The sequence below is a fragment of the Bradyrhizobium sp. LB14.3 genome (assembly GCF_040547985.1).
In the GTDB taxonomy this organism is placed as follows: Bacteria; Pseudomonadota; Alphaproteobacteria; order Rhizobiales; family Xanthobacteraceae; genus Bradyrhizobium.
This window is the reverse complement of the sequence record NZ_JBEPQT010000008.1, coordinates 94,277-117,027: the sequence shown is the minus strand read 5'-3', so window position 1 is coordinate 117,027 and position 22,751 is coordinate 94,277. Positions and strand designations below refer to the sequence as shown.

Genomic DNA, 22,751 nt, shown 5'->3' with positions numbered 1-22,751 from the left:
CGGTTACTTTCGTTTTTGATTAGATCACACCGAAAAACGAAAGCAAGATGAAAGAGAGAAGAAAGGAAGTGAAAGTGGAACTTTTAAGTGGGGCAGACAGACGCGGAATTGAGCAGCCTGGGCCGGCAATTCCAGCGGCAAAAGCACCCTTGAATGCTTAGCTTCAGAGAATTATAGTCATAGTAGTCATATTGGTCGATATTCTCATGGCCGACTCCAACACTGCACCCGATGCGCTTCCAACCGATGACATCTGGACGCTTGCCAACGCCAAGGCACGGCTTTCCGAGGTGATCGACCGCGCCCAGTGCGGCCCGCAGGTCATCACCCGTCACGGCAGGCCCAATGCGGTTGTCGTTTCCGCCGAGGAGTGGGCGCGCAAGACGGCGCGCAAAGGCACGCTGGCCGAATTCCTGCTGGCGTCGCCATTACGCGGCGCCGACCTCGATCTTGAACGCATGCACGACACGCCGCGCGACGAGATGCCGTGAACTTGCTGCTCGACACCAACGTGCTCTCGGAGGTTCGGCGGCCGGCGCCTTCCCCGAAAGTTTTGGCGTGGCTCGATACGATCGACGAGGACCGCGCCTTCATCAGCGTCGCTTCGATCGCAGAGCTTCGCCGTGGCATCGCACTGCTGGATGACGGCGGCCGGCGCGCGGCACTGACTGCCTGGCTCACGCATGATCTGCCGGAGCGTTTTGCCGGGCGCATCCTGCCGATCGACCATGCGGTCGCCGAGCGCTGGGGCGATCTGATGGCGCAGAGCCGCCGCACCGGCATCGCTCTGTCCGTGATGGATGGATTCTTCGGCGCGACCGCGCTCGCAAACGACCTCACACTCGCCACACGCAATGTGAAGGATTTTGCGGCATTCGGCGTCGTGCTGCTCGACCCGTGGGACGACGTATAAGACGTCGGCCGACCCAAAACTCAGGGCAGCAGCCCTGCCGCCCTGTAAGCCTCGATCGCCTGATCGTAGACCGCGATGTCGCCTCGCCCGCGCGCGACGAGCTGTGCGCCCTCGACGGCCGCGAAGATCGCGAGCGCCCGCTGCTCAATCGCTCCCGTTGCCGCCTTCTTTCCACGCGACAGCAATTTGACCAGCCAACGGATGTTGACGTCGGTGAACCTGTCGACCTCAGCTCTGACTTCGGCCGGCAAGTCATCGTGCTCGGCGGCCATGATCCCGCACAGGCACATCCTGTTGTCGTTCGACAGCGCGGAACGGAAGACGTCCGTATACATCCTCAGGCAGGCCCCGACGTCCTGCGAGGCTTCGAGGAACCCGTCGAAGATCTCGATCGCCTCGTCGGCATAGCGACGCGCAAGCGCGGCGCCAAGATCGCCCTTGGTCGGAAAATGATAGTGGACGCTGGCGCTCTTGACGCCCACCTCCTTCGCCAGGTCGCGAAAGCTCAGGCCGTTGTAGCCGCGCGCTTGCACCATCGCGCGGGCCGCATCCATGATCACCTGCTTGGTATCGGCCGTCATCGTCGTCCCCATCTATCTATCGATAGATAGCCGTTGACTCCGCCATTGCAAAGGCCCCATATCGGCTACCCACCTATCTATCGATAGATAAAGGAATGTTCTCATGAAAATCTACGACCGGCCCGGATTTCCCAATTCCTCGCGCATCCGCGTCGTCCTTTCCGAAAAGGGACTCGACGACCGGATCGAGTTCGTCAGCGTCGATTTGATCGGGGCAGAGCACAAGCAGGCGCCGTTTCTCGCGATCAACCCCTCGGGGAAAATCCCGGTGCTCGAACTCGATGACGGCGCCTTGATCTCGGAGTCGACGGCCATCACCGAATATCTGGACCATCTCGATGGCCATCCGGTCCTCACCGGCAGGACACCGCGCGAGAAGGCGGTGATCCACATGATGCAGAATCGCGCCGAGGCCGAGCTCATGGGCGCGGTCGACGGCTACTTTCACTATGCCACGTCGGGGCTCGGGCCTACGATGCAGCCCTATGTGGCTCCGGAATGGGCCGGCAGGAAGGAATGGGGCGAGCGACAGCGCGCCAGGTTCATCTGCGGCATGAATTATTTCGACGGCGTCCTGAAGAACACACCGTTCGTTGCCGGCGACGCCTTCTCGATGGCGGATATCACGGTCTTTGCGAGCCTGGACTTCGCTGGCACAGCGGGGATATCGATTCCCGATGCGTGCAAATCCCTCATCGCCTGGCGGGAAAGAGTATCAAATCTGCCAAGCGTCAAGAACCGGACAGGTCGAGATTTCCTGCCGGAGGACCTGAAGCGTTTTGGTCTGTGAACTGCGGCGTGATGTCAGCTCCGGATCGATCGCAGCCATCTAACGCAACCGAACGACCGGCGCGGCCTCTTGCGCCGGTTCGGCCGCCTCATCGATATCGGCCCCCTTCGGCATCGCTGCCATCACCTCGATGCCCTTGGCATGGCAAATCGTGGCGAGGCGCTCGGGGAGTTCCTGATCGGTCACGAAGGTCTGGATCTGGCTGATATGGGCGATGCGCACCGGCGCGCTGCGGCGGAGTTTTGTGGAATCGGCAACCAGCATAACGCTGCGGGCATTGGCGATGATGGCCTGCGCCACCTGCACCTCGCGATAGTCGAAGTCGAGCAGCGCGCCTTCCTCGTCGATCGCGGACGCCCCGATGATGGCGTAGTCGACCTTGAACTGGCCGATCAGCTGCGTCGCGGTCGAGCCGACCACCGCACCGTCGGCGCGCCGCACCGTGCCGCCGGCAACCACCACCTCGATGCGGGGATGGCGGTAGAGCAGCATGGCGACGTTGAGATTGTTGGTGATGACGAGGAGGTCCTCGTGCGAGGTCAGCGCGCTCGCCACCTCCTCGGTCGTGGTGCCGATGTTGATGAACAGCGAGCAGCCGTTCGGGATCAGCGATGCGGCCGCGGCTCCAATCGCCTTCTTCTCGTCGGCGGCGACGAAGCGCCGCGCCTCATAGGCGAGGTTTTCGACGCCGGAGGCGATGATGGCGCCGCCATGGATACGGGTCAGCGAGCGGCGCTCGCAGAGATCGTTGAGGTCCTTGCGGATGGTCTGCGCCGAGACCTCGAACCGGCGCGCCAGCTCCTCGACCATGACGCGGCCCGAGGCCCGCGCGATGTTGAGGATTTCGGCTTGGCGATGAGTCAGTCCGGTCACGACAATAGCCTCAAGTCAGGAAGCCGCATGGTGCGGCGGTTCGCGCGTTCGGTCAATGCGCGTGCCGATCACGGTTAACGGACCAACGTACTCACCACGCCATCGCGGCGGCGAGGCGCGCCAGCAGTGTCGGATCGTCGTAAGCGCTGGCGGAAGCGACCGCGCCGGCGGCAACAAGGTCGGCGTGGCCGAGAGTGGTGCGCATCCCGATGGTCGGAATGCCGGCGGCCGCGGCCGATTGCACGCCGGAGCGGGAATCCTCGAACGCGATCGAGGCCGCCGCGCTGGCGCCGGCGAAGCGCAGCCCTTCCTGATAGGGCAGCGGATGCGGCTTGCCGTGCGGCAGCTCGTCGCCGATCACGATCGCGTTGAAGCGGTCCGTAATGCCGAGGCCCGACAGCAGCAGTTCGGCGTTGAGACGCGGCGCGTTGGTCACGGCCACCATGGGAATGCCGGCGCTATCGGCACGGTCGAGCAGCGCCATCAGGCCCGGAAGCGGCACGATCTGTCCAGCCACCAGGTCACGAAAGATCGCCTCCTTCTCGCCGAGGATTGCAACGCGACGTTCCGGCGATTCGTCCGGCAGAAATCGCTCCCCGATCGACACATTGGAAAAACCCTGGAGCTCGCGCTTGAAGCGCTCCTCATCCACAATATGGCCGCGCGGGGCGAACACGCGATGGAACGCCTCGCGATGAAGGAAATCCGTGTCGGCCAACGTGCCGTCGATGTCGAACAGCAGCGCCCTGCCCATCGCTCCTCCATTGGCGTCGATCATGTCCGTACTTTCCCAAATGCGCAGCGCATTGATGCGAAAGACGTATCAATACACCCTCGATCGCGCAATGACACATCCACATGACGGAGATGCGCCACTCGACAAAGTCGCGCGCGGCTGCAACACTGGCTGCAAGATCAAAAAGGAGGAAACGATGACGATCAACCGACGCGATCTGGCTCTCTCGACTCTTGCCGTCTCGGCGCTTGCTGTGTCAGCTGTCACGACACCGGCGCTGGCGGCATCGGCGGACGAGGAAGCCGTGGCGAAGAAGGTCGAGGCCTTCCGTCTCGCCCAGATCGCCGCCGATCCCAAGGCGCTCGGTGCGCTGTGCTGGGACGATGTCAGCTACAGCCATTCCAGCGGCAAGGTCGAGGACAAGGCAACCTTCGTCACCAACGCCACCGACGGCAAGTCGAAATTCCTGTCGATCGAGTACAAGGACCCGACCATCAAGGTCGTCGGCCCCGCCGCGATCGTGCGCTTCCATTGGGTGGCGGAACAGGAGATGGCGGCAGATGGGAAAAAAGTGCCGACCAACCTTCACATCCTGATGAACTGGCAGAAGCAGGGCGACGACTGGAAGCTGCTCTCAAGGTCGGCGACGAAGTTGTGAACAACGGCTCTTCCCTCTCCCCCTTGTGGGAGAGGGTGGGGCTTCGCGAAGCGAAGTCGGGTGAGGGGTTTCTCTCCGAGAACGAATCTCTCGCTTCTGAATCTGCTGAAACGTCCCCTCATCCGGCGCTTCGCGCCACCTTCTCCCATAAAGGGGAGAAGGGAAGGCAGAGTTCGCGGCAAAAGATTCCTACCTCTCGCGCTACGCGCGACCCGAAATGACCAGCGGGACTACTACGCCGCTTCCTTCACATCACCGTTAACCAGCTTGCGCGCGGCGCGCTCGGCTTCGCGGGCGTTGCGGAAGAGCTGGCCTTCAAGGCGGTTGAAGCGGTCGGATGAGGCGAAGAAGCAGTAGCCCCCTTGAGAACGAACGACGATACCTGCGGTCTGCGAATTGACTTCGATGATGTAGCTGTCCGGCATGGCCCTTAGATTCCTCAGTGCGGGCAAATAACGGCATCGGTGCCCAAAGGTTCCTTGAGCAAATCAGCCTGTTTCCACCCGAATCGACGGGAAATTGAGTACGCCGGGACCTCATCCATTTTATGACTTGTTCTTGGCGAAGACGCGACGATGGCAGGCGCAACGCCGCGCGGTCATGCGTCGCGCGCGGTTACGTCGCGATTGATGGATCGTTTCTCTGGATCGTTTGCGGACGGCCGTCGTCGTCGATCGAGACGTAAGTGAAATTGCCGTCGGTCACCAGGATCGGCTGGAGCTCCCTGCGCCGCAGCGCCCAGGCTTCGAGATGCACGGTCATCGAGGTACGGCCCACGCGGACGAGATTGGCATAGACCGAAACCAGATCGCCGACATAGACCGCTTTGCGAAAATTCATCGCTTCGATTGCGACGGTCACCGTGCGCGACTTCGCGGCTTTTGACGCAAACACGCCGCCGCCGACATCCATCTGGCTGAGCAGCCAGCCGCCGAAGATGTCGCCGTTTGCATTGGTGTCGGCGGGCATCGCCAGCGTGCGGATGCAGAGATCGCCGCTCGGCCCGGTATTGGCTTGTTCGTTCATGCCTCTCTCACTTGAAATTTGCTCACTTGAAATTGTCCCAGCCCGGATCCGGCGCAAAGCGCTCGCCGAATCTCCCGGCCAGCGCGCGCAAGGTGGATACGACATTCTCCACGCCGCGCGTGCGCGCATAGTTCAACGGACCACCACGGAACGGTGCATAACCGGTGCCGAAGATCATGGCGCCGTCGACCATGTCGGCATCGTCGACGATACCCTCGCGAAGCGCCGCGACGCAGACGTTGGACATCGGCAGCACCAGCCGGTCGATCATCTGCTCGGTGACGCGGGGGCCGGTTTCCGGCAACGGCGCCTTCTCCGCCTTGCCGTCCTTCCAGGTGTAGAAACCCTTGCCGGTCTTGCGGCCGAGTTCGCCCTTGGCGACCTTCTCGCGCAGCCAGGCCGGCGTCGGCGGCAGCAGATCGCCGAACTTGGTGCGCAGCATGTCGCCGACATCAATGCAGATGTCGAGCCCGACCTGGTCGGCCAATTCGATCGGCCCCATCGGCATGCCGAACTGCTCGGCTGCGGCATCGATCAGGCGCTGGTCGGTCTTCTCGTCCAGCATCACCATCGCTTCCAGCATGTAGGGCGTCAGCGCGCGGTTGACGAGGAAGCCGGGCGAGCTTTTCACCGACAGCGGCAGTCGGTCGATGGCGCCGACGAAGGCGAGCGCTTCCTTGAGCACCTGCCCATCGTTGCCGCCATGGCTGACGATTTCGACCAGTTGCAGCCGCGACACCGGATTGAAGAAATGCAGGCCGACGAGGCGTTCCGGCCGCGCCAGCGTCGTGCGCAGGTCCTGGAGCGGAATGCTCGAGGTGTTGGTCGCAAGGATCGCGCCCGGCTTCATCTTCGGCTCGATACTCGCATAGACCTTCTGCTTGAGCTCCAGCTTTTCCGGCACCGCTTCGATGATGAGATCGGCGTTGCGGACACCCTCGCCGTCCAGATCGGGGATAAGGCGATCGAGCGCGTCGCGGACATCGGTGGACTTCCGGATGATCTTGCCAAAAAGATCGGCGGCGCGCTTGACCGCGCCCGCGATCGGCTCCGCCTTCATGTCGGCAAGCGAGACGCGCAGCCCCTGCCCTGCACACCAGGCCGCGATGTCCCCGCCCATGGCGCCAGCGCCGATGACGTGAACCTGCTTGACCGTGTTGCCGGGGCCTGCCGCCTTCTTCATCTGCTCGCGCAGGAAGAACACGCGGACCAAATTCTGCGCGGTCGGCGTCACCATCAGCTTGGCGAATGAGGCCTGCTCTGCCCTGAGCATCGCGGCTTTGCTGCCGCCATGGATCTCCCAGAGATCGATCAGCGCGTAAGGCGCGGGATAGTGCTCGCGCGACGCAGCCTTCGCAGCTTCGCTGCGCATGCGCCTGGCAAGGAGCCCCCGCACCGGTCCGAAATTGGCGGCGCGGGTGAGAATACCCGGGCGCGCCCGCTTCAACCGGCCAAACAGCGCATCCTTCACCGCATTGCTGACATGGCGCTCCTGCGTCACGGTGTCGACGAGGCCGAGCGATTTGGCGCGGCGCGCGTCGATGGTGCGGCCCGTCAGCATCAACGCCATCGACTGGGCCGAATTGACCAGCGCGGTGAAACGCGCTGTGCCGCCGAGACCAGGATGAAGGCCGAGCATCACCTCCGGAAAGCCGAAGCGCGCGCCGTCGATGGCGATACGCGATTGGCAGGCGAGCGCGACCTCGAGCCCGCCGCCGAGACAGAAACCATGGATGACCGCGACGGTCGGCAGCCTCAGCGCCTCCAGATGATCGACCACCGCATGCGCGGCGCGGATCCGTATCTCCACCATTGCGGGATCGCTGGCGCCGCGGAATTCGTTGACGTCGGCGCCGGCAATGAAGCCGGACGATTTTGCGGAGCGGATCACGAGGCCGGCAGGACGCTCGGTCTCGATCGCCGCGAGCACGGTGTCGAACTCCTCCATCACATCCGAGGACAGCGTGTTGGCGCTGGCATCGGCGCGGTCGAACAGCAGCCAGGCGACACCGTCGGCATCGCGCGTCAGCTTGAAGTTCTTGTAGGGACTGTCTGACGCCGGCTTCGGCCCGAGCGTGAGGACGCGATCGCCGAGCGCGGTCATGATCCTGGAATCCATGGTCACACCGCCTCGATCAGCATGGCGCCGCCGAGTCCGCCGCCGATGCACTCAGTAGCAACGCCACGCCGCGTGCCGAGCCGCTTCATCGCATTGACCAGATGCAGCACGATGCGGTTGCCGGAGGTGCCGACGGGATGCCCGAGCGAGATGGCACCGCCGTCGACATTGAGCTTTTCGCGGTCGATCTCGCCGGCCGCGCCGTCGAGCCCCAAAATCTCGCGGCAGAATTTGTCGTCATTCCAGGCGGCAAGGCAGCCGAGCACTTGCGTGGCGAAGGCCTCGTTCAATTCCCAGGTCTCGACATCCTTGATGGTGAGGTTGTTGCGCTTCAGTAGCGGCGTTGTCGACATCACGGGGCCGAGCCCCATGATAGAAGGATCGAGCGCGGCCCAGTTGCTGTCGACGATAACCGCCTTCGGCGTCAGCTTGTACTTGGCGACCGCTTCGTCGGAAGCCAGGATCACCCAGGACGCACCGTCGGTGATCTGCGAGGAATTGCCGGCGGTGACCTGGCCCCAGGGACGCTCGAACACCGGTCTCAGTTTTGCCAGCGTCTCGGCCGACGAATCCGGACGCACGCCATCGTCATGGTCGAAGAATTTGCCGTCGCGGGAGAATGCGGTCTCGACCTCGCCCTTCAGAAAACCCGACGTCTGCGCATGCGCAAGCCGGCGATGGCTCTCGGCGGCGTAAGCGTCGGACTGGGCGCGGGTGATGCCGAAGAGATGGCCGACGACCTCGGCGGTCTGGCCCATGTTCAGGTCGGTGATGGGATCGGTGAGACCACGCTCGAGCCCGATGATCGGCTTGAGATAGCGCGGCCGCAATTTGAAGGCAGCGGCAAGCTTCGCGGCCACGCCCTTGGCGGTGGCAAGGCCGGCGAACCAGCGCACGCCGGAGTTCGGCCAGACCAGCGGCGCATGACTCAACGCCTCGGTGCCGCCGGCGAGGATCATGTCGGCATGACCTTCGCGGATGTAGCGGTAGGCGGTGTCGATCGACTGCATGCCGGAGCCGCAATTGATCTGCACTGTGAAGGCGACCATGTCCTCGCCCATGCCGAGCCGAAGCGCGGCGACGCGGGCCGGGTTCATCTCGTCCGCGATCACGTTGACGCAGCCGAGAATGACCTGGTCGAAGGTATCAGGCGAAAACGGCTGGCGCGCCAACAGCGGCCGGCCGCATTGCACGGCGAGATCGACCGGCGTGAACGGACCCGGCCCCGAACGCGCTTTCAGAAATGGCGTTCGGCTGCCGTCGACGATGAATACCGGTCGTGCCATCAGCTCGCCGCCCTTTGGTCACCGAGTTCCTGGAAGAACTGATGCACGTCGCCGGTTTTCTTGTAAATCGGCGACAGCGCCTCCGGCGCAAAATCGTCGACCTCGATCACTTTTGCGACGGCTTCGCGAGCCGCGGCGAGCTGCTCGCCCTCAGCCTGCGTGATCACGCCCTTGGCGACCGCATCCTTCCAGTCGCTCATATGCGCCGCGCGCATGCGCTTGGCGATGGCGTCCGTGCCTGCGACCAGCTTGAACGCGCGCTCCAGCCGGGCAAAGCCGCCGTCGTCATCGACATGGGCAAGATCCGGCGTAAGGCGCTCGCGCGCCGCCGAGGGCTCCAGCACCAGGCTGGCGCATTGGTGCACGACGCGGTCGGAGGGACCCAGCACCCGTGCGCCGAACGGCTGGACCACCAGCTTGAGAAAACCGGCGACAAAGCGGTTCGGCAGATTGGCGAGTATCTCCGCGAGCCGGTTCTCGATGGTCTTGAAGCCCGTCGCCATGCACCATTCGAGCGCGGCAAAATCCTCCTTCTGCCGGCCCTCGTCCTGCCAGCGTTTGAGCGCGGCAGAGAGCAGATACAGCTCGGACAGGATGTCGCCGAAGCGCGCCGACAGCATCTCCTTGCGCTTGAGCGCGCCGCCGAGCGTGAGCAGCGCCATGTCGGCGCAGAGTGCAAACGCCGCCGAATAGCGTGAGAGCTGGCGATAGAACGGCGTGGCGTCGCCCGCATCGGGCGCTGGCGCGAAGGCACCGAAGGTCCAGCTCCGGCCGAAGGCGCGCAACAGCGTCTCGAAACTATGGCCGACATGTTTCCAGAACGCCTTGTCGAAGGCGGTGAGCCCGCGTTCACGGTCGGTATCGGCAAGCGCATTCATCTCGTCGAGCAGATAAGGATGCGCACGGATGGCGCCCTGCCCGAACACGATGAGATTGCGGGTGAGGATATTGGCACCCTCGACGGTGATGCCGACCGGGACGGCGCGGTGGAGATTGCCGAGATAGTTTTGCGGACCGTCGATCACGGCCTTGCCGCCATGGATGTCCATGGCGTCGTCGACCGCGGTGCGCATCCGCTCGGTCGCGTGCAGCTTCATGATGCCCGAGATGACGGCGGGGTGGATGCCGGCATTCAGCGCGGCGCAAGTGAGCCGCCGTGCCGCGTCGAGCTGATAGGCGGTCGCGACGATGCGGGCGAGCGGCTCCTCGACGCCCTCGAACTTGGAGATGGAGATGCCGAACTGCTCGCGGATGCGGGCATAGGCGCCGGTGGTGCGGGCGGCATAGGCGGCGCCGGCCGCGGACAGCGATGGCAGCGAGATGCCGCGGCCGGCGGCGAGCGCCGTCATCAGCATCTTCCAGCCCTGCCCCAGCCGCTCCTGGCCGCCGATGACATAGTCGAGCGGGATGAAGACGTCGTGGCCCCGGTTCGGGCCGTTCTGGAACACCTGCATCGACGGCAGATGGCGATGGCCGATTTCGACGCCGGGCAGATCGGTCGGGATCAGCGCGACGCTGATGCCGAGCTGTTCCTGATCGCCGACGAGATGATCGGGGTCATAGGCTTTGAAGGCGAGGCCCAAGAGCGTCGCGACGGGACCGAGCGTGATGTAACGCTTGTGCCAGTTGAGCCTGAGGCCGATGACCTCGCGGCCCTCGAAATCGCCCTTGCAGATGATGCCGGTGTCGATCATCGAGGCCGCATCGGATCCGGCTTCCGGGCTGGTGAGACCGAAGCAGGGAATGTCGTGGCCGTCGGCAAGACGCGGCAGCCAGCGCTGCTGCTGCTCCTTGGTGCCGAAGTGCATCAGGAGCTCGCCGGGGCCCAGCGAGTTCGGCACCATCACCGTCACCGCGGCGGCGATCGACCGGGTCGAGATCTTGCGCACCACTTCCGAATGCGCATAGGGCGAAAAACCGAGACCGCCAAACTCTTTCGGAATGATCATGCCGAAGAATTTTTCGCGCTTGATGAAGGCCCACACGTCCTGCGGCAGGTCGCGCAATTCCCAAAAGATCTTCCACTCGTCGAGCATGGCGCAGAGCTCGTCGACGGGGCCGTTGAGAAAGGCCCGCTCCTGTTCGGTCAGCGTTGCCTGCGGGACCTTCAGCAGCTTCGACCAATCAGGGTTGCCGGTGAAGAGATCGGCGTCCCACCAGACGTCGCCGGCCTCCAGCGCCTCCCGCTCGGTGTCCGACATCGCCGGCAGCACGCCGCGCGCCCAGGAGAAGATCGGCTTTGTGATGGTATCACGGCGGAAACTCATAGCGGACCTCGTGCATCGGCGCGGTTGTCGGGCATTTTAGCGGAAAGTGGCCGGCGGAGGTGGACACTTCGCCTGCGAAAATACGCGAATTGACGCGGCCGGGCGGCCGCCCAGAGGCTATAACGGCCGGGGCGTGGTGGCAGTTCCGGGAGGGGCTAGGCGACGAGGTCGGCCGGGCTAATCCGGTCGCACCATCTCGAACATGTTTTCCGGCTTGATCTCGAAATAATCACCGCTGCGGCCGGCGCGGACAATCGGGCGGGCGGCGGCGGTCTGATAGACGCCGTCCTTGATCATGGCCTTGTCGATGTGGACGGCAACGACTTCGCCGAGCGTCAGCCAGGCATTGGCTTCCTTGCCGTCAGCGCCCTTGAGGCGGACGATATCCGCCACCTTGCATTCGAAGGCGACCGGGCTTTCGCCGACGCGTGGCACGTTGACGAGCTTGCCGGGCACGGCGGTCAGGCCTGCAATCTTGAACTCGTCGACCTCAGGCCCGACGTGGGCGGCGGTCGCGTTCATGTGCCTGGCCAGGTCCATGGTGGCGAGATTCCAGACGAACTCGCCGGTCTGCTGGATGTTCGCGACGGTGTCCTTCCAGTTGGTGGAGGAGAAGCCGATGATCGGCGGCACGTAGCAGAACGCGTTGAAGAAGCTGTAGGGCGCGAGATTGACGTGGCCGTTGGTGTCGCGCGACGAAATCCAGCCGATCGGCCGCGGCGCGACGATCGCGTTGAAGGGATCATGTTTGAGGCCGTGGCCCTTGGCGGGCTCGTAGAAGTGCAGGTCTTTGTCGGTCACGCTGGCTTTTCCCCCGGTCCTTGTGCCCGGATGGAGCGAACCCATCCGGCCTACGTCGGCCTGCTTATAGGAGGAAATCCGCCGCCGCGTCAGTGCCGCGGGGACAATCCCGCGATGACGAAATCGATCATCTGGTCGATGGTCGGACCCGGCTTGGTGGCGCACTGGGCGATCATCTGGGGGTGGAAGAAGCGCATCATCGCGGTGCAGGCGCAGAGCGCGGCCAGTTTCAGGTCCGGCGCCTCGAACTCGCCGGAGGCCGCGCCTTGCGCGATCATCTGGCCGATGACCCCGGCAATGCACTCCATGTGGTTGACGCAGACGTCCCAGTCCTCCTGCATCGCGATCTCGACCATCTCGTGCAACTTGGAATCGCCGACATAGCGCTCGGTGTTCATGCGATGGATGGTGGAGAGCAGCTCACGGAAGCGCGGGAGTACCGGACCCGGCCTCGCCACGATCCGCTGCGCTTCCAGTTCGACCTCGCACATCAGCGAGCGGGCCACCGCCTGATGAATCGCCTTCTTCGATTCGAAGAAGCGATAGACGTTGGCGGGGCTCATCTTGAGCTCCTTGGCGATGTCCCCGACCGTGGTCTTGAGATAGCCGATCTGGCGGAACAGCCGTTCGGCCACCTCGATAATACGATCCCGGGTGTCGCCTTCGATATGTTCCGAAACCAGTGTCATCTGTCAGGACTCGTCAATCAGCAGTTCATCTTCACTTATTCAGCCGCCTCAGCAAGCGGAATTGCGTGCTCGTCATCGCTCCCATGCTGCGGTGCGGCGGGCTGCTCGGGGGTGCCTGCCTCATCCAGGCTCTTGCGGAACCAGAGGGCGTAGAGGCCCGGCAGGTACAGCAGCGTCAGGAAGGTCGCAACGAACAGTCCGCCCATGATGGTGATCGCCATCGGGCCCCAGAACGCCGAGCGCGACAGCGGGATCATGGCGAGGATGGCGGCGAGCGCCGTCAGCACCACCGGTCGGGCACGGCGGACGGTGGCCTCTACGATCGCCTCGCGACGGGTCAAGCCATGAGAAACGTCGGTCTCGATCTGGTCGACCAGGATCACCGCGTTGCGCATGATCATGCCGGCGAGCGCGATCAGGCCGAGCAGCGCCACGAAGCCGAACGGAGCGTTGGCGATGTTGAGCCCGAGGGAGGCGCCGACGATACCGAGGGGTGCGGTTAAAAACACCAGGATCAAGCGGGAGAAGCTCTGAAGCTGGAACATCAGCAGCGTCAGCATCACCATGACCATCAGCGGGAAGAGAACGAAGATCGAGGCGTTACCCTTGGCGGATTCCTCGAACGCGCCGCCCGCCTCGATGCGGTAGGCCGGCTCGAGGTTGTCCGTGATCGCCTTCAGCTTCGGCGTGATCTGGCCGGTGACGTCAGGCGCCTGCACGCCGTCGACGACGTCGGAGCGCACAGTGATCGCCATGTCGCGATTGCGCCGCCACATGATCGGCTCCTCGTGGCCGTATTCGATCTTGGCGATCTGCTGGAGCGGCACGGCAACGCCGTTACGCGAGGTGATGGTGAGATCACCGACGCCGCCGAGGTCGAGGCGTTCGGACGGGATCGCACGGGCGACCACGGCCACCTTCTCGATACCGTCGCGCACGGTCGTCACCTGTGAGCCCGAGATCAGCATCGACAGTGCCTGCGACACGTCCTGCGGGGTCAGGCCCATGGCGCGGGCGCGATCCTGGTCGACGACGAGCTTGAGGTAAGGCGACTGCTCGTTCCAGTCGAGCTGGACGTCCTTGACGCTCTTGTTCTGCCGCATGACGTCGCGGACCTGGTAGGCGATCTCGCGCACCTTGTTGGCGTCGGGGCCGATCACGCGGAACTGCACGGGAAAGCCGACCGGGGGACCGAAATTGAAGCGGTCGACGCGCACGCGGGCCTCGTTGAGCGCGCCGTCGGCGACGGCGTTTTCAAGCTTGGCCTTGATGCGCTCGCGCGCCTCGACGCCCTTTGCGACGATAACGATTTCGGCAAAAGCCTCGTTCGGAAGCTGCGGATTGAGGCCGAGCCAGAAGCGCGGCGAGCCCTGCCCGACATAGGCCGTATAGGTCTCGATGTCCTTGTCGTCCTTGAGCAGCGTCTCGGCCTTCTTCACCGCCTTTTCCGTGACGTTGAAGGCGGTGCCCTCGGGCAGGCGAAGCTGGAGGAACAGTTCGGGGCGCTCGGACAGCGGGAAGAATTGCTGCTGGACGTGGCCGAATCCGACGATCGAGGCGATGAAAACGCCGACGGTCGCGACCACCACGGTGATGCGGTGGTTGACGCACCATTGCACGATGGCACGCAGGCCCCGATACATGCGGGTCTCGTAGACCGCGTGCGGATCGTGATTATGGTGCACCTTGATGTTGGGCAGCAGCATGACGCCGATATAGGGCGTGAAGATCACCGCCACGAACCAGGACGCGACCAGCGCAATCGCCACGATCCAGAAGATGCTGCCGGCATATTCGCCGACCGCGGAATTGGCAAAGCCGATGGGGAGGAAGCCAGCGGCCGTGACCAGCGTTCCCGTGAGCATCGGAAACGCAGTGGATTCCCAGGCAAAAGACGCCGCACGCATGCGGTCCCAACCCTGCTCCATCTTCACCACCATCATCTCGACCGCGATGATGGCGTCATCGACGAGCAGGCCGAGCGCGATGATCAGCGCTCCCAGCGTGATGCGGTGCAGGTCGAGCGACATCGTGTTCATGACGACGAAGACGATGCCGAGCACCAAGGGCACCGACAGCGCGACCACGATGCCGGTGCGCCAGCCGAGCGCCAGGAACGACACGAACAGCACGATGACGAGGGCTTCCATGAAGGAGTGCACGAACTCGCCGACGGCGTGCTCGACCACCTTGGGCTGGTCGGCGATCAGCTTGACGTCGACGCCCTGCGGCACCGCCTTCATGAATTCAGCCGTCGCCTTCTCGACCTCCTTGCCGAGATCGAGGATGTTGGCGCCCTTGGCGGTGACGACACCGATGCCGATCGCGGCCTTGCCTTCCTGGCGCACGATGAAACTCGGCGGGTCGACATAGCCATGGGTGACAGTAGCGATGTCGCCGAGGCGGAACACGCGGCCATTGCTCTCGACCGGGGTCTCGGCCACGGCCTTGGCGCCGTCGAGCGCACCGGTGACGCGCAGCGGCACGCGCTGCGACGAGGTCTCGACCGTGCCGGCCGGGGTCACGTTGTTCTGCTTGGCGAGCGAATCGAACAGCGCCTGCGGCGTGATGCCGAGGGTGGCGAGCTTGGCGTGCGAGAACTCGACGAAGATGCGCTCATCCTGGTTGCCGTAGACGTCGACCTTGGTCACGCCGGGCACCTTCAGGAGGCGCTGCCGAAAACCCTCCGAGACCTTCTTGAGCTGCGCATAATCGGCGCCGTCGCCGGTCATCATGTAGAGGATCGAATCGACGTCGGAGAACTCGTCGTTGACAACGGGGCCCAGAATCCCTGTGGGCAATTGGGCCTGCACGTCGACCAGCTTCTTGCGCAGCAGATAAAAGAGATACGGCACATCCTTCGGCGGCGTGGAATCGCGGAAGGTCACCTGGAGCGCGGTGAAGCCGGGCTTGGAATAGGTCTGCACCTTCTCGAAGTAGGGCAGCTCCTGGATCTTCTTCTCGATGGGATCGGCGACCTGAGCCTGCATTTCCTGCGCGGTCGCGCCCGGCCAGATCACGGAGACGTTGACCACCTTCACCGTAAAGAACGGATCCTCGGCACGGCCGAGCTTCTGATAGGAGAAGAACCCGGCGATGCCGAGTATGACCATGAGGAACAGGACCAGGGTCGGATGGCTGACGGCCCAGGCCGAAAGGTTGAAGCGCTTCATCGCACTCTCCAAAGATGATCCGGTTGCAAAAAAAGGCAGCTACTCTGTTCAACGCGTCGTCGCGAGGCAGCGAAGCAATCCAGGGGGCTGGGCAGGTTCTGGATCGCTTCGCCGCTTCAGCCTCAGCATTTGCGCTTAGGCCGAAACTCACCTCACACGACGTAACTCGTAAACGAGACTTAAAAGGACAGTGACGATACGATCCGCACCCTCTGGCCCGGATCGAGCTTCTGAACGCCGAGGGCGACGATCTTGGCGCCCTCTTCGACACCGCCGCTGATGACGACGTCGTTGCTCTCGTAGGACTTCACCGTGACCGGCTTCAGCGTGACCGCGCCGTTGTCGTCGACGACGAAGAAGGACGGCTTGCCGCCTTCGTTGAACAGCGCCGACAGCGGCAACCGCGCGACGCGCTCGGTCGCGGCATCCGACAGCGTCAGCGTCGCGGTCATGCCGAGCGAAACCTTGTCGTCGGCCTCGGGCAGCGAGAATTTTGCGAGATAGGTGCGCGTGGCGGAATCCGCGGTCGGCGCGATCTCGCGCAGCTTGGCCGTATATTTCTTGCCCGGCTCCGACCAAAGAGTGACGCTGGCGGCGCCCGACTTGGCACGTCCGACCAGCGTCTCAGGGATCGCGACGACCGCTTCCTTTTCGGCAAAGCGGGCGACACGGATCGAGGTCTGGCCTGCGGCAACCACCTGGCCTGGCTCGATCAGCGTTGCGGTGACGACGCCACGGGCGTCGGCGTTGAGCGTCGCGTAAGAAAGGGAATTATTGGTCAGCTCGACCGAGCGCTCGGCCCGATTCAGGCGCGCGCGCGCCTCGTCGGCGGAAGCGCGGCTCTGGTCGAGCTGGGCGTCGGTGGTCCAGCCCTTGGCCTTCAAATCCTTGGCGCGCTGCTCGGCGGCAGCGGCCTGTGCCAGCACGCCGGTCGCAGCGGTCTGCTCGGCGACGGATTGCTCGGCCTGGAGCTTCAGATCAATCTCATCAAGGGTCGCGAGCGGCTGGCCGATCTCGACGGTCTGGCCGACCTCGACCAGGCGCTTGGCAACCTTGCCGGCGACGCGAAAACCGAGATCGCTCTCGATCCGCGGCCTGACCGTGCCGACGAAGCTGCGCTCCGGCGTTTCGGCATCATAATGGGCCGTTGCGACCAGAACCGGCCGCGGCGGCTCGGCCTTTTCAGCAACGGTGTCATTGCACCCGCCGAGGGCGGCAGCCATCAACGCCAGCGACACACCCGCCAACAGCTTGGAATAGCTCGACAAAACTGACCGGACGAACATCGGAGAACACTCCTGCGGCTGCAATGAGAGGAATGTCGACTAATCACTGATGAAAGTCAATAATCGTCAGTCATCAGGAAAGCGTGATCGTTAAGGGATGGTAAGATTCCGTGGATTGGCGGAACTCCCTTCGTCTGATATGGTTACATGTAACCGAACGGAGGGAACTATGCCGTCCTCTTCTAAGCCGAAGTCGTCGCGAGCGAAGGTCCGCGAGCATCGAGAACGGCTACGCGCGCAGGGGCTCCGTCCGATCCAGATCTGGGTTCCGGATGTACGTTCAGCCTCTTTCAAGGCGGAAGCCCATCGCCAATCATTGGCGGTCGCATCGAACCCGCATGAGGCTGAGGATCAGGCTTTCGTCAATGCGATCTCCGACTGGCCTGGCGAGACAGAATAACCTGTGAACAGCGCAGGGAATCTCGTCGGCAGGGCCTCAGGCCCGAAACAGTTTCGCAGCAAGCTTTGGCCCAAACTCGCTCCCACTGAAATTCATCTGCGCGCGGACGAAGGTACAGCAACTGAGCGTGCCCAGCATGGCGGTTCACGAACCCAATGAAGAGAGGCGAAGTTTGGACAGCAGCAGGCGCAAAGGACTACGGAGGGAAACCGCGTCCGGTCATTGTCGTGCAAGACGACGATTTTGACGCAACGGAATCGATCACGGTTTGCCCAATAACAACATTCGAAACTGAGGCACCACTCTTCAGATTGCAGGTCGAACCGAACGATCGCAACGGCCTCCGAGTGGCATGCCGCCTGATGGTCGACAAGATCACCACGGTACCGAAATCCAAGATGGGCATGCTGATCGGGCGGCTCGACGACGAGGATCTCTTGCGCCTCAATCGCGCCATGCTGGTGTTTCTCGGGCTGGCTGGCTCACAAAAATCCCGTGGCACAGGTTAGCGATCCGTGCGCCGGAGCAGCTTCGCCCTTCCAGGACGGTCCGAAGGACCACCCCGGAATATCAGCCCCCTCGCCGCCCCTGTTCGGCGAACTCGTGCTTGCTGTCGTGGCCGCCGATGAACACCAGGATGCCGGCGAGCAGAGGCAAGACCGCCAGCACCAACAAGCCGGTCGAGGTCTGGCCGGTGGCTTCCTTGACCCAGCCGATAAGGTAGGGACCGCCGAAGCCGGCGAGGTTGCCGATCGAGTTGATCAGGGCGATGCCGCCGGCCGCCGCCGTGCCGGAGAGCCAGGCGGTCGGCAGGGTCCAGAACACGCCGAAGCAGCAGAACACCCCGATCGCGGCGACAGTCAGCACCACCATCGTCATGGTGGGATCGGTGAGATAGGAGGAGACGGCAAGCGCAGCGGCGGTAAGCAGCAGCGGCGCGCCGACATGCATCACGCGCTCGCGCGTGGCGTCCGAGTGCCGCGCCCACAGGATCATCGCGATGGTGCCGAACAGATATGGGATCGCGGTGACGAAGCCGGTCTGCGCATTGGTGAGGCCGAACGCCTTGACGATCTGCGGCAGCCAGAACTGCATGCCGTAGAGCGCGCCGACGAAGCCGAAATAGACCAGGCTGAGCGCGATCACCTTCGGCGACGACAAGGCCTCTCCGAGCGACAGATGCTTCACCGCCTGCTTGGCCGCGACTTCCGAATCGAGCCTGGACTTGAGCCAGGTCTTCTGCTCGGCAGAGAGCCAGTCCGCCTTTTCCGGCCTGTCGGTGAGATAGAACCAAGTGACGATGCCGAGCAGCACGGAAGGAATGCCCTCGATGATGAACAGCCACTGCCAGCCCTTCAGCCCCATCGCACCGTCAAGTCCGAGCAGCAGGCCCGAGACCGGCGCACCGATCACGGTCGAGACCGGAACGGCGATGGCGAAGGCCGCGAGAAAGCGGGCGCGATATTCGGCCGGATACCAATAGGTGAGATAGAGGATGATGCCGGGGAAGAAGCCGGCTTCGGCGACGCCGAGCAGGAAGCGCAGCACGTAGAAGCTCGTGACACCGCTCGTGAGCGCCATCAGCCCCGAGATGATGCCCCAGGTCACCATGATGCGGGCGATCCAGCGGCTGGCGCCGAATTTCTCCAGCGCCAGATTGCTCGGCACTTCGAAGATGAAATAGCCGATGAAGAAGATGCCGGCGCCCCAGGAGAAGATCAGCGGCGTGAACTTCAGCTCGGCATTCATGGTCAGCGCAGCGAAGCCGAGATTGACGCGGTCGAGATAGGAGAAGAAGTAGGCCAGCACCAGGAACGGAATCAGGCGCCAGGATATAGCGCGAATCGTCGAGGCCTCGATTTCGCTCTTGGCGCCGCCGGTCGGACCGGCATAGGTCGTGGTCTGGCTCATGGCTTCCCCCCGGGGTTGTTGCTTTTATTGGCTGAGAGCGGTTTTGAGCATGATCGGCCAAGAGTCAATGGAGCGAGCAATGCAAGGGGCGCAGCCGGATAAACCTGTTGCGCCGTTACGGACATCCCTGATCCGCGCCGGGCTGGCGCTGGCGGTGATCGTCTGCGGGCTGTCCCTGCGCTGGTACGGTTTTCCGCTCGGCCTGCCCGCCTTCGTGGTGAAGTACGGCGGCTCGCTGCTGTGGGCAACGATGGTGTTTCTGCTGGCGGGCGTTTTGCTGCCGCGGCTGCCACCAGCGCAGATCGCGGCCATCGCGATGGTGATCGCGGTCGTCGTCGAGTTTTCCCGGCAGGTGCATACGCCGTGGCTCGATGCGTTCAGGCTGACCACAGCCGGGGCGCTGCTCTTGGGGCGCATCTTCTCGCTGTGGAATTTGCTGGCGTACGGTGTCGGGATTGCGTTCGGCGTTTGGATTGATCGATTCATCGCGATGCGTAGGGTGGGTCAGCCGAAGGCGTAACCCACCACCTTCGCTTGCGCGGAAATAGACAGTGGAGGATTACGCTGCGCCAATCCGGCTTACGACGACATCCTCACTCCGCCAGCTGAAACTTCTCGAAACGATCGAGCTCCTCCTCGATCTTCTGCTTCAGCTCCTTGCGCGCCGCCGTCTTCTTGCCCTGCCCGACCCAGGTCCATTTCTGCATCAGCAGCTTCTTCGCCTGCCGGTCGGTCTTCAGATCGAGCGCGGCGACGATTTCGTCGCCGACCAGCACGGGGAGCGCGAAATAGCCGAGCTTGCGTTTCGCCTTGGGCACATAGGCCTCGAACAGATGGTTGTAGCCGAAGAAGAGATTGGTGCGCTTGCGCTGGATGATCAGCGGATCGAACGGCGAGAGGATGTGGACGAGATCGGAGGACGCGCGCTCGCCCGGCTCGAGCGCTGCCGGCTGTGCCCAGTGCTCCTGCTTGCCGGCACGGTCGATCGTCACGGGCACGAGTTCGCCACGGCGGGCGCGCGAGGCGATCAGGCCCGCCACCGCCGCCTTGCGCGGCGCGTCGAGATGGCAGATCGAATCGAGGCTCACCACGCCCTGCGACCGTAGCGCGCGGTCGAGCAGATAGGCCGTGATGTCCTTGGTCGAGGCCGGCTTCGGCAGCTTGTCCCAGCCGAAATGGCGCGTCATCAGCTCATAGGTCTTGAGCATGCCCTGGCGCTCGCTGATGGTCACGGCCCCCGTATAGAAGGCGAGTTGCAACGCCCGCTTCGAGGGTTTTCGGCTCTGCCAGAGATGCTCCTTCTCGGTGAGCACGTCGTCCTCGATGTCGCGGATCGTCAGCGGGCCGGCGCGCACCAGCCGCATCACCTTGCGCATGTCGGCAGGCATCACCGAGGCGAACCATTTGTGCCCCTCGCGGCGGTGCTCGCGCATGGCCGGCAGGAAGAAGCGGAAGTCGCCGGCCGGCACGTAAGAGAGCGCATGCGTCCAATATTCAAAGACGCTTCTGTCCACGCTCTGGGCGTGGCGCAGATCGGCGCGGCGGTAGGACGGGATGCGGCTGAACAGGATGTGGTGATGGCAGCGCTCGATCACGTTGATGGTGTCGATCTGTACATAGCCGAGATGGGCGACTGCGTCGGCGACGGCCTGCGCCCCGCCTCCGAACGGCGCGCGCTCATCCAGCCGCTGGGCATGAAGCCAGATCTGCCGGGCCTGTGTCGTGGTGAGTGGAATCGGTTTGGGCGCGCGGGACATTGCGGGAAGGAATGTAGCGGAATTCGCGCCGGGAGAAAGGAGACGGCAAAGCATCGGCCAAAGAAAAAACGCGCTGCCAACTGCTGACAGCGCGGTCGATGGGCGCGCCTCGCGCCTATGTCATCGTCATCGCCTTCTGCGACTTCATGTAGTGCATGCAGGCGCTCTTCATCTTGCCATTGCTCATGTCGGTGTTAGCCATGGCCATTTCCTTGTTGGCCGCCACCTTGGCCGGCGTGTCGGCGGTGCGAAGGTGGAGGCTCAGCGGTCATCTTTCGGGGCTTTGGACCGGTCGCCGACGCTGCCCGTGGCGACGTCCGGCTCGCACGCGGCTCTGCCGCGCCCCTCCGCCTGGCAGCGATAGACACTGCCGGTGAGACGATCGACCAGCCACATGTTCTCGTCGGTCGACCCTTCAAGCCCGACATAGCGGGCGGTCATCCCTGTGATCAGCGTCGATAGAAGGATCGCCACCGCGATCATGGCCGCGCCGATATAGACGGGCATTGAGCTCAGGGGCACTGTCCGTTCCGTCGGGCCACTGCGATAGGTCTGGTAGTCACTTGGCCTCGGCACTGGATGGAACTCGGCTCCCTCGCTCGTGATTGTCGGTTGAAGGGGCTAGGCGCGCATCTGGCCGACATCTTGTCCGCGAGCTGACCATGCCGCGACGGCTTTGCGACGATCGATGTCCACGCCGCAAAATGCGTTAGGATCACTCCGGGAGCGGCTGTAGCCACCGTGACCAAGATCACATTAGGTGCTTTGAACCTTCCCTATGCTCGCAGCATCAAATCGCCATCAGGCGTAACAGCGAGGATACGACAATGACCCGTTTCGTTAAGTTTTTTGGACTGAAGGCGATTACTCTCTCGGCAGCGCTGTCGATGACGGCGGGCCTCGCCCTGGCCGGCGACAACAACGTCTCCACAGGCCAGATCCTGGATGCACTGAAGCCGAAGCCGGCGACCCGCGGCCTCTCCGCTGGTCCGCAGGCCGATTCGGCGGTGCAGGCCAAGGAATCGACCTTCCTGAATACGGTGCGCAACCGCTCGACCCGGTCGCTCTCGACCGGCGAGCGCGACCAGATCGCCGAGCTCGCGGCGACCAAGCCGAACATCGATCTGGAAATCCAGTTCGACTACAACTCGGCCAACATCGCCAAGACCTCGGTATCGTCGGTGCAGGCGCTCGGCAAGGCCCTGTCCGATCCGTCGCTCAAGGGCTCGACCTTCGTGGTCGCCGGCCACACCGATGCGGTCGGCGGCGAAGAATACAATCAGGGCCTCTCCGAACGTCGCGCCGACACCATCAAGACGTACCTGGTGCAGAACTACGGCCTCACCGGCACCGATCTCGTCACCGTCGGCTACGGCAAGACCAAGCTGAAGGATACCGCCAACGGCGCCGACCCGATCAACCGCCGCGTCCAGGTCGTGAACATGGATACCAAGACCGCGTCGAAGTAATTCCCCGGTCATCGCC

Annotated in this window: 23 protein-coding genes; 8 read left to right on the top strand and 15 right to left on the bottom strand. The window is 63.5% G+C overall.

Annotation, left to right across the window (positions count from 1 at the left end; translation table 11 throughout):
• The first annotated feature begins 206 nt into the window (after window positions 1-206).
• Both ABIB00_RS17665 and ABIB00_RS17660 read left to right on the top strand, forming a co-directional pair.
• On the top strand, window positions 207-491 hold the full coding sequence (locus ABIB00_RS17665) for a type II toxin-antitoxin system Phd/YefM family antitoxin (protein ID WP_354105234.1): 285 nt from the start codon (window positions 207-209) through the stop codon (window positions 489-491).
• Entirely contained in the window at window positions 488-913 is a 426-nt protein-coding gene (locus ABIB00_RS17660; protein ID WP_354105233.1) for a type II toxin-antitoxin system VapC family toxin, read from the top strand. The genes ABIB00_RS17665 and ABIB00_RS17660 overlap by 4 nt, the downstream gene beginning before the upstream one ends.
• 20 nt (window positions 914-933) lie before the next feature.
• On the opposite strand, the gene ABIB00_RS17655 is transcribed toward ABIB00_RS17660, so the two are convergent.
• Window positions 934-1,494: a TetR/AcrR family transcriptional regulator gene (locus tag ABIB00_RS17655; RefSeq protein ID WP_247340460.1), complete on the bottom strand. Its 561-nt coding sequence runs from the start codon at window positions 1,492-1,494 to the stop codon at window positions 934-936.
• Window positions 1,495-1,597: 103 nt separating this feature from the next.
• Here ABIB00_RS17655 and ABIB00_RS17650 point away from each other — a divergent pair, with 103 nt between their 5' ends.
• Window positions 1,598-2,284, top strand: coding sequence for a glutathione S-transferase family protein (locus tag ABIB00_RS17650; RefSeq protein ID WP_354105232.1), 687 nt, complete (start codon window positions 1,598-1,600; stop codon window positions 2,282-2,284).
• Window positions 2,285-2,323: 39 nt separating this feature from the next.
• On the opposite strand, the gene ABIB00_RS17645 is transcribed toward ABIB00_RS17650, so the two are convergent.
• Both ABIB00_RS17645 and ABIB00_RS17640 read right to left on the bottom strand, forming a co-directional pair.
• Window positions 2,324-3,157 carry a DeoR/GlpR family DNA-binding transcription regulator gene (locus tag ABIB00_RS17645; protein ID WP_247440726.1) on the bottom strand — a complete coding sequence of 278 codons (834 nt, stop codon included), beginning with the start codon at window positions 3,155-3,157 and terminating at the stop codon, window positions 2,324-2,326.
• A gap of 91 nt (window positions 3,158-3,248) precedes the next feature.
• Entirely contained in the window at window positions 3,249-3,935 is a 687-nt protein-coding gene (locus tag ABIB00_RS17640; RefSeq protein WP_354105231.1) for an HAD family hydrolase, read from the bottom strand.
• Between the two features lie 154 nt (window positions 3,936-4,089).
• Here ABIB00_RS17640 and ABIB00_RS17635 point away from each other — a divergent pair, with 154 nt between their 5' ends.
• Window positions 4,090-4,551: a nuclear transport factor 2 family protein gene (locus ABIB00_RS17635; RefSeq protein WP_247340470.1), complete on the top strand. Its 462-nt coding sequence runs from the start codon at window positions 4,090-4,092 to the stop codon at window positions 4,549-4,551.
• 233 nt (window positions 4,552-4,784) lie between these two features.
• Here the strand turns inward: ABIB00_RS17635 and ABIB00_RS17630 are convergent, their stop codons facing one another.
• From ABIB00_RS17630 to ABIB00_RS17590, 9 genes are all read right to left on the bottom strand, one after another.
• Complete coding sequence (locus ABIB00_RS17630; protein WP_247440723.1) at window positions 4,785-4,976, bottom strand: hypothetical protein; 192 nt, start codon at window positions 4,974-4,976, stop codon at window positions 4,785-4,787.
• Between the two features lie 190 nt (window positions 4,977-5,166).
• Window positions 5,167-5,577, bottom strand: coding sequence for an acyl-CoA thioesterase (locus tag ABIB00_RS17625; RefSeq protein ID WP_247440721.1), 411 nt, complete (start codon window positions 5,575-5,577; stop codon window positions 5,167-5,169).
• 22 nt (window positions 5,578-5,599) lie between these two features.
• Window positions 5,600-7,696 carry a 3-hydroxyacyl-CoA dehydrogenase NAD-binding domain-containing protein gene (locus tag ABIB00_RS17620; protein WP_354105230.1) on the bottom strand — a complete coding sequence of 699 codons (2,097 nt, stop codon included), beginning with the start codon at window positions 7,694-7,696 and terminating at the stop codon, window positions 5,600-5,602.
• A 2-nt stretch (window positions 7,697-7,698) separates the two neighbouring features.
• The gene (locus ABIB00_RS17615; protein ID WP_354105229.1) at window positions 7,699-8,982 is read right to left on the bottom strand and encodes an acetyl-CoA C-acetyltransferase; all 1,284 of its coding nucleotides are present in this window, start codon (window positions 8,980-8,982) and stop codon (window positions 7,699-7,701) included.
• The gene (locus tag ABIB00_RS17610; RefSeq protein ID WP_354105228.1) at window positions 8,982-11,249 is read right to left on the bottom strand and encodes an acyl-CoA dehydrogenase; all 2,268 of its coding nucleotides are present in this window, start codon (window positions 11,247-11,249) and stop codon (window positions 8,982-8,984) included. Before ABIB00_RS17610 ends, ABIB00_RS17615 begins: the two co-directional genes overlap by 1 nt.
• Window positions 11,250-11,426: 177 nt before the next feature.
• Window positions 11,427-12,050 carry a flavin reductase family protein gene (locus tag ABIB00_RS17605; protein WP_247340480.1) on the bottom strand — a complete coding sequence of 208 codons (624 nt, stop codon included), beginning with the start codon at window positions 12,048-12,050 and terminating at the stop codon, window positions 11,427-11,429.
• Between the two features lie 89 nt (window positions 12,051-12,139).
• Window positions 12,140-12,739 carry a TetR/AcrR family transcriptional regulator gene (locus tag ABIB00_RS17600; RefSeq protein WP_354105227.1) on the bottom strand — a complete coding sequence of 200 codons (600 nt, stop codon included), beginning with the start codon at window positions 12,737-12,739 and terminating at the stop codon, window positions 12,140-12,142.
• 35 nt (window positions 12,740-12,774) lie between these two features.
• A complete protein-coding gene (locus ABIB00_RS17595; protein WP_354105226.1) occupies window positions 12,775-15,912 on the bottom strand; it encodes an efflux RND transporter permease subunit in 3,138 nt (1,045 codons plus the stop codon).
• Window positions 15,913-16,091: 179 nt separating this feature from the next.
• Window positions 16,092-17,198 (bottom strand): efflux RND transporter periplasmic adaptor subunit, encoded by a 1,107-nt coding sequence (locus ABIB00_RS17590; protein ID WP_354105225.1) that lies wholly within the window; start codon window positions 17,196-17,198, stop codon window positions 16,092-16,094.
• A gap of 97 nt (window positions 17,199-17,295) precedes the next feature.
• On the opposite strand from ABIB00_RS17590, the gene ABIB00_RS17585 reads away from it, so the two are divergent.
• Together ABIB00_RS17585 and ABIB00_RS17580 are read left to right on the top strand one after the other, a co-directional pair.
• Entirely contained in the window at window positions 17,296-17,598 is a 303-nt protein-coding gene (locus ABIB00_RS17585) for an antitoxin MazE family protein (protein WP_354105224.1), read from the top strand.
• A gap of 155 nt (window positions 17,599-17,753) precedes the next feature.
• Window positions 17,754-18,107 (top strand): type II toxin-antitoxin system PemK/MazF family toxin, encoded by a 354-nt coding sequence (locus ABIB00_RS17580; protein WP_247340590.1) that lies wholly within the window; start codon window positions 17,754-17,756, stop codon window positions 18,105-18,107.
• A gap of 61 nt (window positions 18,108-18,168) precedes the next feature.
• Here the strand turns inward: ABIB00_RS17580 and ABIB00_RS17575 are convergent, their stop codons facing one another.
• Window positions 18,169-19,509 (bottom strand): MFS transporter, encoded by a 1,341-nt coding sequence (locus ABIB00_RS17575; protein WP_354105223.1) that lies wholly within the window; start codon window positions 19,507-19,509, stop codon window positions 18,169-18,171.
• Window positions 19,510-19,588: 79 nt separating this feature from the next.
• Here ABIB00_RS17575 and ABIB00_RS17570 point away from each other — a divergent pair, with 79 nt between their 5' ends.
• Window positions 19,589-20,029 (top strand): ribosomal maturation YjgA family protein, encoded by a 441-nt coding sequence (locus ABIB00_RS17570; RefSeq protein WP_354105222.1) that lies wholly within the window; start codon window positions 19,589-19,591, stop codon window positions 20,027-20,029.
• Window positions 20,030-20,102: 73 nt separating this feature from the next.
• Here ABIB00_RS17570 and ABIB00_RS17565 read toward each other — a convergent pair whose 3' ends face one another.
• Together ABIB00_RS17565 and ABIB00_RS17560 are read right to left on the bottom strand one after the other, a co-directional pair.
• On the bottom strand, window positions 20,103-21,266 hold the full coding sequence (locus ABIB00_RS17565) for a winged helix-turn-helix domain-containing protein (RefSeq protein ID WP_247440702.1): 1,164 nt from the start codon (window positions 21,264-21,266) through the stop codon (window positions 20,103-20,105).
• Window positions 21,267-21,527: 261 nt separating this feature from the next.
• A complete protein-coding gene (locus tag ABIB00_RS17560; RefSeq protein ID WP_354045706.1) occupies window positions 21,528-21,773 on the bottom strand; it encodes a hypothetical protein in 246 nt (81 codons plus the stop codon).
• A 320-nt stretch (window positions 21,774-22,093) separates the two neighbouring features.
• Between ABIB00_RS17560 and ABIB00_RS17555 the strand changes: the two genes are divergently transcribed.
• On the top strand, window positions 22,094-22,735 hold the full coding sequence (locus ABIB00_RS17555) for an OmpA family protein (protein WP_354105221.1): 642 nt from the start codon (window positions 22,094-22,096) through the stop codon (window positions 22,733-22,735).
• Window positions 22,736-22,751: the final 16 nt, after the last annotated feature.